14 protein-coding genes are annotated in these 14,747 nt (G+C 42.1%); 12 read left to right on the forward strand and 2 right to left on the reverse strand.

Annotation, left to right across the window (positions count from 1 at the left end):
* Nucleotide 1: 1 nt before the first annotated feature.
* The 9 genes from ZOBGAL_RS18920 (at nucleotide 2) to ZOBGAL_RS18960 (ending at nucleotide 9,701) form a co-directional block, all read left to right on the forward strand.
* A complete protein-coding gene (locus tag ZOBGAL_RS18920) occupies nucleotides 2-427 on the forward strand; it encodes a PaaI family thioesterase (protein WP_046287598.1) in 426 nt (141 codons plus the stop codon).
* Complete coding sequence (locus tag ZOBGAL_RS18925; RefSeq protein WP_013995344.1) at nucleotides 427-1,542, forward strand: chorismate-binding protein; 1,116 nt, start codon at nucleotides 427-429, stop codon at nucleotides 1,540-1,542. The genes ZOBGAL_RS18920 and ZOBGAL_RS18925 overlap by 1 nt, the downstream gene beginning before the upstream one ends.
* A gap of 49 nt (nucleotides 1,543-1,591) precedes the next feature.
* Nucleotides 1,592-3,361 carry a 2-succinyl-5-enolpyruvyl-6-hydroxy-3-cyclohexene-1-carboxylic-acid synthase gene (menD, locus tag ZOBGAL_RS18930; protein ID WP_046287599.1) on the forward strand — a complete coding sequence of 590 codons (1,770 nt, stop codon included), beginning with the start codon at nucleotides 1,592-1,594 and terminating at the stop codon, nucleotides 3,359-3,361.
* Nucleotides 3,362-3,390: 29 nt separating this feature from the next.
* Nucleotides 3,391-3,729 (forward strand): DUF2853 family protein, encoded by a 339-nt coding sequence (locus tag ZOBGAL_RS18935; RefSeq protein ID WP_013995346.1) that lies wholly within the window; start codon nucleotides 3,391-3,393, stop codon nucleotides 3,727-3,729.
* A gap of 82 nt (nucleotides 3,730-3,811) precedes the next feature.
* Nucleotides 3,812-4,642 carry a CvfB family protein gene (locus ZOBGAL_RS18940; RefSeq protein ID WP_013995347.1) on the forward strand — a complete coding sequence of 277 codons (831 nt, stop codon included), beginning with the start codon at nucleotides 3,812-3,814 and terminating at the stop codon, nucleotides 4,640-4,642.
* Between the two features lie 186 nt (nucleotides 4,643-4,828).
* Entirely contained in the window at nucleotides 4,829-5,428 is a 600-nt protein-coding gene (locus ZOBGAL_RS18945) for an SPOR domain-containing protein (protein WP_013995348.1), read from the forward strand.
* Nucleotides 5,429-5,430: 2 nt separating this feature from the next.
* Nucleotides 5,431-6,339 (forward strand): 1,4-dihydroxy-2-naphthoate octaprenyltransferase, encoded by a 909-nt coding sequence (gene menA, locus ZOBGAL_RS18950; RefSeq protein WP_013995349.1) that lies wholly within the window; start codon nucleotides 5,431-5,433, stop codon nucleotides 6,337-6,339.
* Nucleotides 6,340-6,373: 34 nt separating this feature from the next.
* Nucleotides 6,374-7,126, forward strand: coding sequence for a LytR/AlgR family response regulator transcription factor (locus tag ZOBGAL_RS18955; protein WP_013995350.1), 753 nt, complete (start codon nucleotides 6,374-6,376; stop codon nucleotides 7,124-7,126).
* Between the two features lie 607 nt (nucleotides 7,127-7,733).
* Nucleotides 7,734-9,701, forward strand: a complete 1,968-nt coding sequence (locus tag ZOBGAL_RS18960; protein ID WP_046287600.1) for a sensor histidine kinase — start codon at nucleotides 7,734-7,736, stop codon at nucleotides 9,699-9,701.
* On the opposite strand, the gene ZOBGAL_RS23620 is transcribed toward ZOBGAL_RS18960, so the two are convergent.
* The gene (locus ZOBGAL_RS23620) at nucleotides 9,688-9,864 is read right to left on the reverse strand and encodes a hypothetical protein (RefSeq protein ID WP_013995352.1); all 177 of its coding nucleotides are present in this window, start codon (nucleotides 9,862-9,864) and stop codon (nucleotides 9,688-9,690) included. The genes ZOBGAL_RS18960 and ZOBGAL_RS23620 overlap by 14 nt on opposite strands.
* Nucleotides 9,865-9,995: 131 nt before the next feature.
* On the opposite strand from ZOBGAL_RS23620, the gene menC reads away from it, so the two are divergent.
* Genes menC through ZOBGAL_RS18975 form a run of 3 tightly spaced genes read left to right on the forward strand, consistent with a single transcriptional unit; the run spans nucleotide 9,996 to nucleotide 13,079 of the window.
* Nucleotides 9,996-11,048, forward strand: a complete 1,053-nt coding sequence (gene menC, locus ZOBGAL_RS18965; protein WP_013995353.1) for an o-succinylbenzoate synthase — start codon at nucleotides 9,996-9,998, stop codon at nucleotides 11,046-11,048.
* On the forward strand, nucleotides 11,039-12,022 hold the full coding sequence (locus tag ZOBGAL_RS18970) for a CPBP family intramembrane glutamic endopeptidase (RefSeq protein WP_013995354.1): 984 nt from the start codon (nucleotides 11,039-11,041) through the stop codon (nucleotides 12,020-12,022). The genes menC and ZOBGAL_RS18970 overlap by 10 nt, the downstream gene beginning before the upstream one ends.
* Nucleotides 11,988-13,079 (forward strand): AMP-binding protein, encoded by a 1,092-nt coding sequence (locus ZOBGAL_RS18975; protein WP_013995355.1) that lies wholly within the window; start codon nucleotides 11,988-11,990, stop codon nucleotides 13,077-13,079. Before ZOBGAL_RS18970 ends, ZOBGAL_RS18975 begins: the two co-directional genes overlap by 35 nt.
* Before the next feature lie 22 nt (nucleotides 13,080-13,101).
* Here ZOBGAL_RS18975 and ZOBGAL_RS18980 read toward each other — a convergent pair whose 3' ends face one another.
* The gene (locus ZOBGAL_RS18980; RefSeq protein WP_013995356.1) at nucleotides 13,102-14,730 is read right to left on the reverse strand and encodes an acyl-CoA carboxylase subunit beta; all 1,629 of its coding nucleotides are present in this window, start codon (nucleotides 14,728-14,730) and stop codon (nucleotides 13,102-13,104) included.
* Nucleotides 14,731-14,747: the final 17 nt, after the last annotated feature.

Genomic DNA, 14,747 nt, shown 5'->3' on the forward strand with positions numbered 1-14,747 from the left:
TATGGACGGCTACAAAGAAAAAATACTGAAGGTTTGCAACGAATCTTCGAAAAACACGCTAATGGAGACCCTACAAATCGAATATACGGATGTGGGGGAAGATTTTCTGGTGGGAAAGATGCCTGTAAACCCAAGGGTGCATCAACCCGACGGGGTTCTTCACGGAGGTGCCATGGTGGCTCTGGCCGAAAGTATAGGCAGTATGGCCTCGTATATTTTTCTCGATGCCCAGCAATTTGCTATCCGTGGTATCGAAATTTCCGCCAATCATGTTAAAAGTGTCCGTGAAGGCGAGGTGTTTGCCAAAGCTACGATTTTACACAAAGGAAGAACGACCCAACTGTGGGACATTAAGATTACGGATGGAGAAGGAAAACTGATATCCGTGTGTAAATTGACCACTATTGCCTTACCTAAGAAAAAATAATGCCCTTGGATTTTTTTGACAAAATTGATTCTCACCTCGAGAAAGAATTACCTTTTGTGGCCTACCGTAAACCTAATGAAGAAAGCGTTAAGGCTATTTTTCAAAACGATGATGGGCTGCTCCATCTGAACGACTACTCGGAAACGGGCTTTGTTTTTGCCCCTTTTGATTCAGATGCGCCTGCCATTCTCCTGAGACTGGATGAAGTACTACATTTGGATGCTTTTCCCGACAAAACCAATAGTCCTTCAAAGAATATTGGAGAAGAGCCGGGGGAGGAACAGCATGCCTTTCATTTGGATTTGGTAAAAAAGGGGATAGCCGATATCAAGGCCGGAAAATTTGACAAGGTCGTGCTCTCCAGAAGTATTACGGTCAAAACCGATACGGCACCTTTGAGTTTGTTTCAAGCGCTATTGCATCAGTATAAAACAGCCTTTTGCTACCTGTGGTACCATCCGAAAGTGGGAATGTGGCTTGGGGCGACCCCAGAAATATTATTGACCTTTCACAATAGAAAATTAACCACCATGTCATTGGCGGGTACCCAAGATTATACGGATAACGTTAACCCTACCTGGGGCAATAAAGAGCTTGAAGAGCAGCAGTTGGTAACCAACTATATCCTCAAGGCGCTTGAGGGCAAGGTTTCCAATTTGGAACGAACGCCAACGGAGTCGGTCAAGGCCGGTGCATTGATGCATTTGCGTACCAAGATTTCAGGAAACGCCACCCAGGAAAACCTTGGGGCGATTATAAATGCACTACATCCTACACCTGCCGTTTGCGGTATGCCCAAAGGGGAGACCAAGGCTTTTATCCTTAGGGAAGAAAATTATGATAGGGAGTTCTATACCGGTTTTTTAGGGGAACTTAATTTTAAAACGGAACGGAACAGGAACACCCGTCCGGGAAATACCGAAAACAATGTATATCGTTCCATTTCGAAAAATACCACCCTTTTTGTCAACTTACGCTGTATGCAGAGGATAAACGATACGATACAAATTTATGTGGGAGGAGGAATCACAAAGGACTCGGACCCCGAAAAGGAATGGGGGGAAACCGTTGCCAAGAGCAAGACCATGCTTAAAGTAATTTTGGCTACGGAGTAATTTAAACAAGATTGGTTTAAGAAATACAACCGTTGTATTTTTGTGGCTCATGAGATACTCCAGCATACCCTCCGCCCAATTGGTAGTGCAACACTGCAAGGCGAAAAAAATAAAGAACATAGTGATATCCCCAGGGTCGCGAAATGCACCCTTGACGATTGATTTTAGCGAAGACCCCTACTTTAAATGTTTTAGTATTGTAGACGAACGCAGCGCAGGCTTTTTTGCGCTAGGCATAGCACAGCAGTTGCACGAACCCGTGGCGCTAGTATGTACTTCGGGTAGTGCCTTGTTAAACTATTACCCGGCGGTTGCGGAAGCTTTTTATAGTGGCATTCCCATAGTCGTAATCTCGGCCGATCGCCCCGTCTATAAAATTGATGTTGGGGACGGACAGACCATTCGCCAAGACAACGTTTTTGATAGGCATATCGGGTATTCGGCGAACTTGAGGCAAGATGTGTCCCATGCCTTGCCCAGGGTTAAAAAATATGCCCCGGAGTATTTGTCCGGAGGTAGTGTGGAAGCCTTGCAAGAAGAAGTACAGCAAAATAATGATGAAGAGCTGAATATCGCCTTGAACCTGGCCTTACGCTTAAAGTTGCCCGTACATATCAACGTGCCCTTCGAAGAGCCTTTGTACGATACCATTGTAGAACCCACGGTAACGGCCGACATTGTGCAGGATACCGATGTAAATGAATGGGATTTTTCGGAAATAGGGGACTTTACCGATATCTGGGAGGCCTCTGCCAAGAAAATGGTGTTGGTAGGGGTAAACCCGCCGAATGCCGTAGAGCAAAGGTTTTTAGATGTATTGGCCACCGATCCATCCGTTGTTGTTTTAACGGAGACGACATCGAACCTGCACCACCCGAATTTCTTTACCAGTATCGATAGTTTGGTCGCCCCTATGGAAAAGAGCGATGAGGCCGATAGTCTTTTTTCAAGGCTACGCCCCGAGATACTGCTGACTTTTGGGGGACTTGTAGTTTCAAAAAAAATCAAAGCTTTTTTAAGGGAGTACCGACCCGACCACCATTGGCATATTGATGAACTGAAGGCTTTTGATACGTTCTTTTCGTTGACCCATCATTTTAAGACCGATGCCAATACTTTTTTTAAGTATTTTATGGACGGGCTTCGGTCAAGGGCTAGTGATTATTATGCCTTTTTAGATACTAGAAGATCCCAATACGAGGCTAGGAGAGAGGTCTACCTCGGCCAAATACCCTTTTCCGATATGCTGGCCTTTGAACATGTTTTGCGGAACATTCCCAACGCCTACCAATTGCAGTTGGCCAACAGTTCCACGGTACGCTATGCCCAGTTGTTCGATTTAGACCCTTCCTTGCGTATTTTTTGTAATAGGGGAACCAGTGGTATCGACGGGAGCACGTCTACGGCGGTCGGTGCTGCATTTTATTCGGAAACCCCCACCTTGCTGATTAGCGGCGACCTTAGCTTCTTATACGACAGTAATGGCCTTTGGAACAACTATATTCGTTCCGACTTTCGGATTGTGGTGATCAATAATAACGGTGGCGGGATTTTTAGGATCCTGCCGGGCCAGGAGGAAACCGAAAACTATGAAACTTTCTTTGAAACCGCCCACGAAAAAAATGTAGCGCACCTAAGTGCCCAATTCGGCTTTGAATATGTGTTGGCAAACGACCTAACTAGCCTGAAAGACAGGCTCAAAGATTTTTATAAAAAATCAGATACCCCCAAAATTCTTGAAATCCACACCCCAAGAATTTTAAACAACAAAATTTTGCTCGGTTATTTTGATTTTATATCTTCGAGGAGATTAATATAAACCATTAACATAAATCAACACTAACTATTATGAGTAAAAGAGACGATTTGATTGTAAAGTACGCTGAGGATATTAAGGAAAAATTTGGAGAAACTCCAGATATGGATCTTTTGACCAAAGTTACTGTAGGCCTCGGTCCTGCAATCTATAATATCGATGCTTCCAAGGTTTCAGGTTCCGATGATAAGGAGTTGGAAACGGTTAAGAAGAATTACCTAATGAAGAAATTAGGTATGAGCGATGACCCAAAATTGATGGAAGCTATCAAGTCTGTTGTAGAAAAATATGGTGCTAGCAACAGAAACAAGCATAGAGCAGTTATTTATTACATGCTCTGCAAACACTTTAATAAAGCATCTGCTTATTAATGTAAATTGCATAATGTCTAAAAACCGTTCATTAATAGTGAGCGGTTTTTTTATACCCAAATTTTAAAGTTACTTTTGCAGTATGATAGAACTCGGAAATTATAATGAGCTGGAAGTGTTAAGAGATACCAGTGTTGGTCTCTTTTTAGGGAGCAATACCGGTACCGAAATACTACTGCCCAACAAGTATGTGCCAAAAACCATAGATATTGGTGACATGATAAAGGTTTTCTGTTATCTAGACCATGAAGAAAGACCTATTGCCACTACCTTGACCCCAAGTGTAATCAGAAATAGATTCGGTTTTCTACAAGTTGCCGAAGTGAATAAAATTGGGGCGTTTATGGACTGGGGCCTTGAAAAGCATTTGTTGGTTCCCTTTAGTGAGCAGCGCGAGAAAATGAAAGAAGGGCAATGGTATGTCGTTCGCTGTTATATGGATGATGTTTCGTTCCGCTTGGTCGGCTCGAACAAAATCGATAAATTTTTAAGTAACGAAGAACTGACGGTTAGGGAGCGCCAAGAAGTAGACCTACTCTTTACCCGATTGACCGATTTGGGATGGGAAGTCATAATCAACGATCAACACAAAGGCCTGGTTTATTCCAATGAGATCTATAAACATGTAGCGGTCGGTGATAGAACCAAAGGGTATATCAAGCATATTCGTCCTGACAACAAATTAGACGTTTCCCTACAGCCTATCGGCGAAAAAATCCTAGAGCCAGCGGCCGAGGCTATCTATAAAAGGCTAATGGCCCATGGCGGATTTTTGGCCTTACACGACAAATCGGACCCGGTACTCATTAAGAAGGAACTTCAAATGAGTAAGAAAACCTTTAAAAAGGGAGTGGGAACCTTATACAGGGAACGAAAAATTTTAATTAAGGAAGATGGTATACACGCTATCTGATGAAAAAGAAATTGCTTCCGTTACCGTGTAATCACTGATTGATCGATGAACGGAAAGTTTTTAACATCGGATATATACATCTATACCACAGAATATGGTAATTTTGCAACATTCCGGAAGTGCATTTCATCGATCTTTCGGTATTTTGGTTAACTTTAACAGTGTAACCTCATAAAAAATAATTATATGCCATTTATAGAAGAAAGCGACCTACTGGAGTTGCACAAAGATATAGACAAGGCGCAGATAATTAATGAGCGTCTTCTAGATCAGATTAAGTTCAAAAACAAGGAGATTAGAAACAAACGATGGCAACGCAATATCTTTGCGGGTATAACGGGACTTTTCCTTATAGGCGGTCTTATCGTTTTTTCCTTTTCCGCAGGACGTAGCGTTTCCAACAACTACGAGAGCCCAAGTAATTTATTGGTATCTATAGATAGTTTAGACGCTATTAAGTCTAGAATTGACAACTTGAAGCAACAAAACGAAGAGTTGAGCCTAGTAAGGGAATTCTATTTGGCAAAGGAATTTTTAGAAAAGGAGAAGATATACTCCGTACAGGTAAAATCATTTGTTGACAACAATATGACCTTGGCCTCAGAGGCACTTACCAATACCATGTTTGTGAAAACTAATCCGTTTTATTCCTATTCCCTAGGTAATTTTGAAACCTTACAGGAAGCGCAGAAATTCAGGGAACAATTGGTGGAACTCGGTTTTCAGGATGCTTTTGTGGCGTCTTATAAAGATGGAAAAAGAATACGGATAGAATCCCCGCAATAATTTTGACAAAAGTAGGTCCTTGGATAAATGCAGCTAGGTTACGAACCCTACCCTTATCGGTTTCCGGTGTTGTAGTAGGTTCCGCGCTGGCCAATTTATACGGTGTACAGGATATGCTCATTTTTGTCCTGGCCCTATTGACGACCATAGGATTTCAGGTCACCTCTAATTTTGCCAACGATTACGGCGATGGGGTAAGGGGTACCGATAACGAAGACCGCATAGGTCCTAAAAGGGCCTTGCAAAGTGGAATCGTGACCCGGGAGGAATTGAAACAAGGGGTAATCATTTCGATTGTCATCGACTTTCTTTTGGTCGTAGCCCTTGTATATTGTGCCTTCGGATTTGAAAATATGTTTTACCCTATAGTCTTCCTCATATTGGGGGCAGCGAGTATCTGGGCCGCCATAAAGTATACCATTGGTGCCTCGGCATACGGATATAGGGGACTGGGAGATGTTTTTGTCTTTCTGTTCTTTGGCCTTTTGGCTGTTATGGGATCCATGTTTTTATATACAAAAAGCTTGAATGCCATGGCATTATTGCCCGCAGCGGCCATCGGTTTCTTAAGTGCAGGAGTATTGAACCTCAATAATCTACGCGATTACGAGTCCGATAAAAAAGCAAATAAGAATACGCTCATTGTCTATATTGGTTTTTCAAACGGTAAGAAGTACCACTATGCATTATTGGTTTCGGCCTTCATATGTATCTTGGTTTTTTCAATTTTGAATTTTAAAAGTTGGGCGACTTACTTACCTTTATTAGCGTTTATACCCATTTTTTTACATTTGAAAAGGGTATATCGAACGGATAGAAATGACCAAATAGATCCCGAACTGAAGAAATTGGCCTTAAGCACCTTTCTTTTGTCAGTACTGATGTACATCAGTTGTAATATTTTTTTGTAAATTTAGAATATAAACACACTAAATAATAACCATTTTGGAACAACCAATTAGAATATTAATAGTAGAAGACAATGTGATCATCGCAGATGATATGCAATCTATGCTCGAAGAAATAGGGTATGAGATTGTAGATAATGTCATCGTCTACGAACAGGCGGAAGAAGTCTTAAAGACACAACATGTAGATTTGGTTTTGATCGATATTATTTTGGCCTCTGACAAAACGGGTATCGATTTAGGAAAGCACATCCGTGAAAACTACGACATTCCCTTTATTTTTGTTACTTCGAACTCGGATAGGGCTACTGTAGAGAACGCTAAGACCGTAAAACCTAACGGTTATTTGGTGAAACCTTTTGAACAGCAAGACCTGTATACATCTATCGAAATCGCTCTTTCCAATTTCACGCGCTCCGATAAATCGCCTGCGGCAGTGGTCAACAGCAATGAAGATGTTCCCATGTCGAACACCGTTTTGAAAGATTCTATTTTTGTAAAAAAACAACATCTTTACTACCGTATTCAGTTTAGTGATATCCGGTTTATCAAGGCCGATAACGTATACTTAGAAGTGAATACCGTTGACAAGAAGTTCTTGGTACGCTCTCCCTTAAAGGATTATTTGGAAAAACTACCGAAAAACAAGTTCTATAGGGCCCATAAATCCTATATCGTAAATGTAGACCACATCGATGCAATCAATTCTAAGGATATCATGATAAAGGATACCTTGATACCGATTTCGAAAGATTTTAAAGAGTTTATCATTTCGGCAATGAATTCTTGAAAAAGGAAATATATATATCCCAGGGAATCATCATTGATGGTTCCTTTTTTTATTCATAAACAATCGCAAATTTCATTTGTTAATATACATCACGTTAAAATTTGATGATACGTTCAAGCTAAGGAGGACGAATAGCGGGAATTTCCCAAGAACTGTACCACAAAAAGGCAGATTATTAGGTGATGTGGAATTTTCGGGTAGTAGGAAACTAAAATAAAATGTTTCCGTCAACAATATAATGTAGGTCGAAAATGTGGACAGATCTGGTTTTTACAACAAGAATAACGTCCTACACAACAATGCTGAACGGTTCTGATCGACAAGTGGTATTTTTATTGTCGATGAACGGCACATACGGTAGCCTTACTTTTTTTTCCATGTTTTCGGGCGTATAAAGCCTTATGTAAGTGCTGTTATTTTGTTCCCGAGCTTTTGTTTAACTTTATGGATAAATGAACGGAATATTTAATTAAAATGAGTTAATTTGAATTGGCTACCGGTATGCATAATGGTAACGTTTTATGAGTATAAGACCCAAGGCCAAAAGCTGAATAGAATCTAGTAATAAATTAGCATAATGCTCTCTGATTTTGTTTCATTTCAAAATATGAACAACCTTTCATTCAAAAAAGCCCTTGTACTCTTGGCTGTATTTTTTCTAGCGGTAGCTCTACGCGCCCAAGAAGATGACAGTGAGAAAAACCCTTATCAGCGGTTTCAAGATATTGAGGCCGTCAATGAGCAGTTGAACTTCTTTTTTAATTCGCCCGACCTCTACCGTGAAAACTCTACCTATGATTGGTTAGACCTTATCAATATCTACCTGAACGCGGCTATCAAAGAAGATAATGTCAAGGAAATTGAGTATTACAAGCTCATGCAGGCCAGAATTTATTACGATTTGGGCGACTACGATAAAAGTTTGGCCATTTCTAAAGAACTATATGTCGATAAAGAAGACCTTGATAACAATATGAAAAGCAAATTGTTGGATATCATGGATGACAACTACGGTCAGCTTACCATGTATACCGAACAAATTGAAATACGCAAAGAACAAAGGGAACTCGGTATTAACGAGAATGTCGCCTTCTATGATATCTATGCCAATTTGGGCATGTATAGAAAAGCCATGGAACATTACATTGATAATGTAAAGAAAACCATAGAAGAGAACGATTTTTATGCCCAAGCCGAATACTACAATAATCTAGGGAACTACTTAAGGTTGGATGAATCTGCGCCTACCGCCTTAAGCCATTACAAAAAAGCCAAAGGCTATATCGATGTTTTCTTGAACCTCATTACCCGAAAAAAATCGGATAAAGAGATAGAGAGCGCCAATCTTTTAAAGGGAATCATAGAAGGCAATATAGGCAAATGCCATGTGGAACTGGAGCAGTACAAAGATGCCATCCCACATTTGGAAAGTGCCATCAATACCTTGAAAAAATACAAAAGCAAAGAGCTCTCATCAGAAATTACCGAAAATAGTCTGGCCATTTCCGAATGCTATTTGCAGTTGGCCAACTATGAAAAGGCAACGGATTACCTAAGTGATAATCTTGAGACCAGAACGACCACTAACCTTTTGCGAAAAAACAGGTTGTTGGCCATGTATTACGAGAAAACGGAAGATTACAAGAACGCCGCCCTTTACTTTAAGAAGAACATTCGCGTGCGCGATTCTATATTGAACAACGAGTCGGAGCTGAGAAAGCAACAATTGGCAGCGGTAATGGGGCAGGATCTTGCGGTATCGCAAACCATGTTGGCCGAGCAAAAGCGTGCTCTTGAAAAATCAAGAAACGATATGATGGCCAAGGACCGCAGTATCAACTTGGTACTTATTTCTTTATTGTTCACCTTGTTAGGTTTTGCCGGCTTGGTATATGCCTATTTGAAGAGTATAAAAAACCAACGACTGATCGCCGAACAGAAATATATCATTGAAAATTCCTTGGTAGAAAAAGATTCGCTCTTAAAGGAAATTCACCACAGGGTAAAGAATAACCTTCAAATGGTTTCCAGTTTGTTGAGCCTGCAGACCAAAAATACGAGGAGCAAGGCGGCCATTGAAGCCTTGGAAGAAGGAAAGAGTAGGGTGAAGGCCATGGCCTTGATCCATCAAAAACTATATCAAAACGAAGATTTGTCCGTTATTGAAATGCAGAGCTATATCGAGAGTCTGATCAATAGCGTGCAGTCGGTCTATAAAAAAGGGGGACACAATATCAATATCACGGTAGATGCCGAAGGTGTTGAACTCGATATTGACCGTGCCATTCCTTTTGGCCTCATGCTCAATGAGCTTGTTTCCAATTCCTTTAAGTATGCTTTCCCCGATAATGATGAAAACGGAAAAATCTACATCCACATTCGAAAAATCGGTGAAAAGGAAGGATATTTTGAATATTCCGATAACGGTATCGGTCTGCCGGATGACACCGATGAAAGGGCCAATTCATCCATGGGTATTAGGTTGATGAACCGCTTGGCCAACCAACTACAGACCACTTTGAACATTGACAAGACCGCCGAAGACGGTGTACGTTATTGGTTTAATTTCTGTTAGAACTCTCTTTTTTTGCACTGCGCCTTACCATTACACGATGTAATAATTTAGGAAAAAAGCGTTTCAAATAAACGCCCAAGACTTCGCCGCCGCCCATATACACTTCAAATTCTTCCTTTTCTATGGCCTTTACCATTTTCTGGGCAAAATCTTTAACCGTCATGCCATTGGCATTGTCGCTATCTTCACTTCCTCAATTCCTGAAGAGGCCCCGGTAATCCAAACAGTTTTGTGGTTTATGCTTGCCATTTTGGGTATTTAAGAGGTAAAATATAGCTAAATTTGAAGCGAATTATGCAGGCACACTATAAAAAATACATCCTAAATTTTAAGCGCCCGAGTGGAACTTCGCGGGGCGTACTGACCCAAAAGGAAACCTGGTTCCTTATTCTTCATGAGGATGGAAATTATGGAATAGGGGAATGTGGAATTTTAAGGGGACTGAGTATTGATGATGTTTCCGATTATGAGGAGCGATTAAAATGGACCTGTGAAAATATCCACTTGGGGAAAGAAGCGCTTTGGGAAGCCTTGATGGAATTTCCGAGTATACAATTTGGGGTAGAGCAGGCCTTTACCTCTCTTGAATCCAACAATCCATTTGTACTGTTTCCATCGGAATTTACGAACAAGTCCAGACCGATTGCCATTAATGGTCTTATTTGGATGGGAGATGAAAGTTTTATGCACGAACAAATCGCCCACAAATTGAGCGAGGGCTTCAAATGCATCAAAATGAAAATCGGGGCCATAGATTTTGATACGGAAATAGCCCTGCTATCATCCATCAGAAAAAAATATGACCCTTCGGAAATAGAATTAAGGGTAGATGCCAACGGGGCCTTTACCGCCGAAGATGCCTTGCACAAACTGAGTGTTTTAGGCCGGTTCTCTTTACATTCCATAGAACAGCCTGTAAAGCAGGGCCAATTTCAACTGATGCGCGATTTATGTGCCAAGACACCCTTGCCCATAGCCCTTGATGAAGAATTGATCGGGGTTTTCGGTGTAACGAAAAAGGAAGAACTCTTACAAACCATACAACCGCAATATATCATTCTGAAACCAAGTTTGGTCGGAGGCTATAGGGGCTGTAAAGAATGGATCGAAATTGCCGAAAGAATGCATATCGGCTGGTGGATTACAAGTGCCCTTGAAAGTAATGTGGGGCTGAATGCCATCGCACAGTGGACCTACACCTTGCAAAGCCCGATGCCACAAGGTTTGGGCACGGGAAGCCTGTATACCAACAACCTCGATTCGCCCTTAACGGTGCAAAAGGGACAATTGTTCTATAGGGATAATAAAAAATGGAAAAGTAATTTAATTGAAGATTTATGTATATAGCACAAGCGTATAGAGGATTGAGTGATTCGTGGAGGTATGTTATCGGACTCCTGGTTGTTTTTTTTGTATGGCAATTTATAGGAGGTATTCCCTTGATTATTGCGCTTTTGGTCAAGGCCGATTCCCTTGCGGTTTTAGGATCTGGGGATATGGGCGTAATGGCCGATATTTTAGGGGCCAACACCCTGTTTTTCTTGATGTTGTTGACCTTTGTAATCGGTTTGATCGGCCTTTTTGCCTATGTGTCCTTGGTACATAAACAGAAAATCACCCAACTTACGACTTCGCGTAAGAAAATCGATTTTAAAAGGGTCTTCTTTGCTTTTTTCGTTTGGGCCTTGATTTCCACGGCCTTTATCTCTGTCGATATCGTGCTTTCCCCGGAGAATTATGAATTCAATTTTAACTTGGAGCCGTTTTTAATCTTGGCAGTTATCGCCGTTTTGATGATTCCGCTACAGACGAGCATGGAAGAATACTACATGCGGGGCTATATGATGCAGGGGCTCGGAATTATGGCCAAGAACCGTTGGGTGCCTTTGTTCGTGACTTCCTTGCTTTTTGGGATCATGCACGTTTTTAATCCTGAAGTTGCGAAAATGGGCTATGGTATTTTGATTTTCTATATAGGCACAGGCTTTTTTCTCGGTATTATTACTTTGATGGACGAAGGTTTGGAATTGGCCTTGGGCTTTCATGCGGCCAACAACTTGACCGCAGCACTTTTGGTCACGGCCGATTGGACGGCTTTTCAGACCAACTCTTTGTACCGTGATGTTTCCGACCCTGTTTTAGGTTGGGATATTTTGGTGCCGGTCTTTGTCATCTATCCGTTATTACTTTATATGTTTTCCAAAAAGTACAAGTGGACCGATTGGAAGGAACGCCTAACAGGGGATGTGCCGTCAAAAGAGACATTTTTAGCCTTAAATAACGATAATGCAGACGTACAAGACCCTTCATCACCAATTTAAACTTAACGGATGTTCCTATTCCAAGGAAGAACTAAAGGAAGTTGCCTATAGTTTGGTAAAGGAAGGGGAGGCCTATGAACAAGCCATCGGCGATTTTCTTATCGATTGGTTGAACGATGCGCCCAGTCTAACCGTTCATACTTCGGGATCAACGGGAAAGCCCAAGCCTATAAGTTTGCAAAAGCAACATATGGTAAATTCGGCCCGTGCTACGGGCGCGTTCTTTGAGCTCCAACCTGGCGACACGGCCCTGCTATGTCTTCCCGCCAGTTATATTGCCGGTAAGATGATGTTGGTCCGCGCCATGGTCTTAGGGCTTTCCCTTGATTGTGTTCATCCATCCTCCAAACCATTGACGGAAACCTCGGCATCGTATGACTTTGTAGCCATGGTTCCCCTGCAGTTTGAAAATTCCTTGAATGAACTTGACGGGGTGAAAAAACTTATTGTTGGGGGCGCACCGGTTTCCTATAAATTGAAACAAAGCTTTCTTAAAGCGGCGCAGCGTACCAAGGTCTACGAAACCTATGGTATGACGGAAACCATAACCCACATAGCGGTGAAGCCCTTATTGGCAGAACTGATCGAATCGAATATAGATTTGGACGTTTTCACGACCTTGGCCGATGTTAGTGTTACCACGGATGAAAGGGGCTGCTTGGTAATCGATGCGCCATTGGTATCCAATGAAACCATCCATACCAATGATATGGTTCGCTTAACTTCGGAAAAGACTTTTAAGTGGTTGGGGCGTCTTGATAATGTCATTAACTCCGGGGGTGTAAAATTATTCCCTGAACAGATAGAGGCCAAGCTGGCCTCGATTATGGAAAACCGTTTTTTTGTGGCCGCCCTGCCCGATGAAGTATTAGGTCAAAAATTGGTTTTGCTAGTGGAAGGAGTTCAAGAAACGGCGCAATTAAGAAATAAGATTGCGAATCTTACATCCCTTAAAAAGTTTGAAGTGCCCAAGGAAATTTTTACCGTGGAGGCCTTTGTAGAAACCTCTAGTGGAAAAATAAAAAGAAAGGCAACCCTAAACAAGGTCGCCTTATAACATCTTGGCTATAGAAATGGGGTTATACTTGTATAACACCCAGGTTAAACTCCTTTTCAATAGGGGCATGGTTGGCCGCCTCGATTCCCATAGAAATCCATTTACGGGTATCCAAAGGGTTTATTACCGCATCGGTCCATAAACGGGAAGCCGCGTAATAAGGCGAAACCTGATTATCATACCTACTTTTGATTTTATTGAAAAGCTCGGCTTCTTTCTTTTCGGTAATCGTTTCCCCTTTTTTCTTGAGCGAGGCCTTTTCAATTTGCAAAAGTACTTTAGCGGCAGAGTTTCCGCCCATAACGGCAAGTTCCGCACTTGGCCAAGCTACTATAAGCCTTGGGTCATAAGCCTTTCCGCACATGGCGTAGTTTCCGGCACCATAACTATTGCCGATAACGATAGTGAATTTCGGAACTACGGAGTTACTTACGGCATTTACCATTTTCGCCCCATCCTTAATGATACCGCCATGTTCACTTTTGCTTCCTACCATAAACCCGGTAACGTCTTGCAGGAAGACAAGTGGGATTTTCTTCTGGTTGCAATTGGCAATAAAGCGGGTGGCCTTATCCGCGGAATCGGAATAGATGACCCCGCCGAACTGCATTTCCCCCTTTTTTGTCTTTACGACCTTGCGTTGGTTCGCCACTATACCTACGGCCCAACCATCAATCCTGGCATAGCCCGTTAAAATGGTTTTACCGTAACCTTCTTTGTATTCTTCAAATTCGGAATTGTCAACCAGGCGTTTTATAATTTCGCCCATATCATACTGATCCGTTCTGGAGCCGGGTAGAATGCCGAAAATATCATCGGGATTTTCCTTGGGTTTTACCGCCTCTTTTCTATTGTATCCGGCCTTGTCAAAATCACCGATTTTGTCCATGATGTTCTTAATGGTATTCAGGGCATCGGCATCATCTTTGGCCTTGTAATCGGTTACGCCGCTTATTTCACAATGGGTAGTGGCCCCTCCCAAGGTTTCATTGTCTATGCTTTCGCCAATAGCGGCTTTCACCAGATAGCTTCCGGCCAAGAAAATGCTTCCTGTTTTATCTACGATCAGTGCCTCGTCGCTCATGATGGGCAAATAGGCCCCGCCGGCCACACAACTGCCCATGACCGCTGCAATTTGGGTAATTCCCATACTGCTCATTATCGCATTGTTCCTGAAAATTCGGCCAAAATGTTCTTTATCTGGGAAAATTTCATCCTGGAGGGGAAGGTATACTCCCGCACTATCTACCAAATAGATAATGGGCAAGCGGTTTTCCATGGCGATTTCCTGGGCCCTAAGGTTTTTCTTGCCCGTTATGGGAAACCAGGCACCCGCCTTTACCGTGGCATCGTTCGCAACCACAAGACATTGCTTCCCGGAAACGTATCCCATTTTAATGACCACTCCGCCAGAAGGGCAACCGCCATGTTCTTCGTACATGCCATCGCCCACAAAGGCACCTATTTCAATACTGTCCTTGTCTGCGTCCAAGAGGTAGTCTATACGCTCACGGGCCGTCATTTTTCCTTGGGCGTGCTGTTTTTCGATGCGTGCTTTTCCTCCTCCAAGTTTTACTTGGGCCAAGCGCCTTTTAAGGTCGCTTAGTAGTAATTTGTTATGGTCTTCGTTCTTGTTGAATTTTATATCCATTTTTTTACCTTGACTTT

This window comes from Zobellia galactanivorans (genome assembly GCF_000973105.1).
Taxonomy (GTDB): domain Bacteria; phylum Bacteroidota; class Bacteroidia; order Flavobacteriales; family Flavobacteriaceae; genus Zobellia; species Zobellia galactanivorans.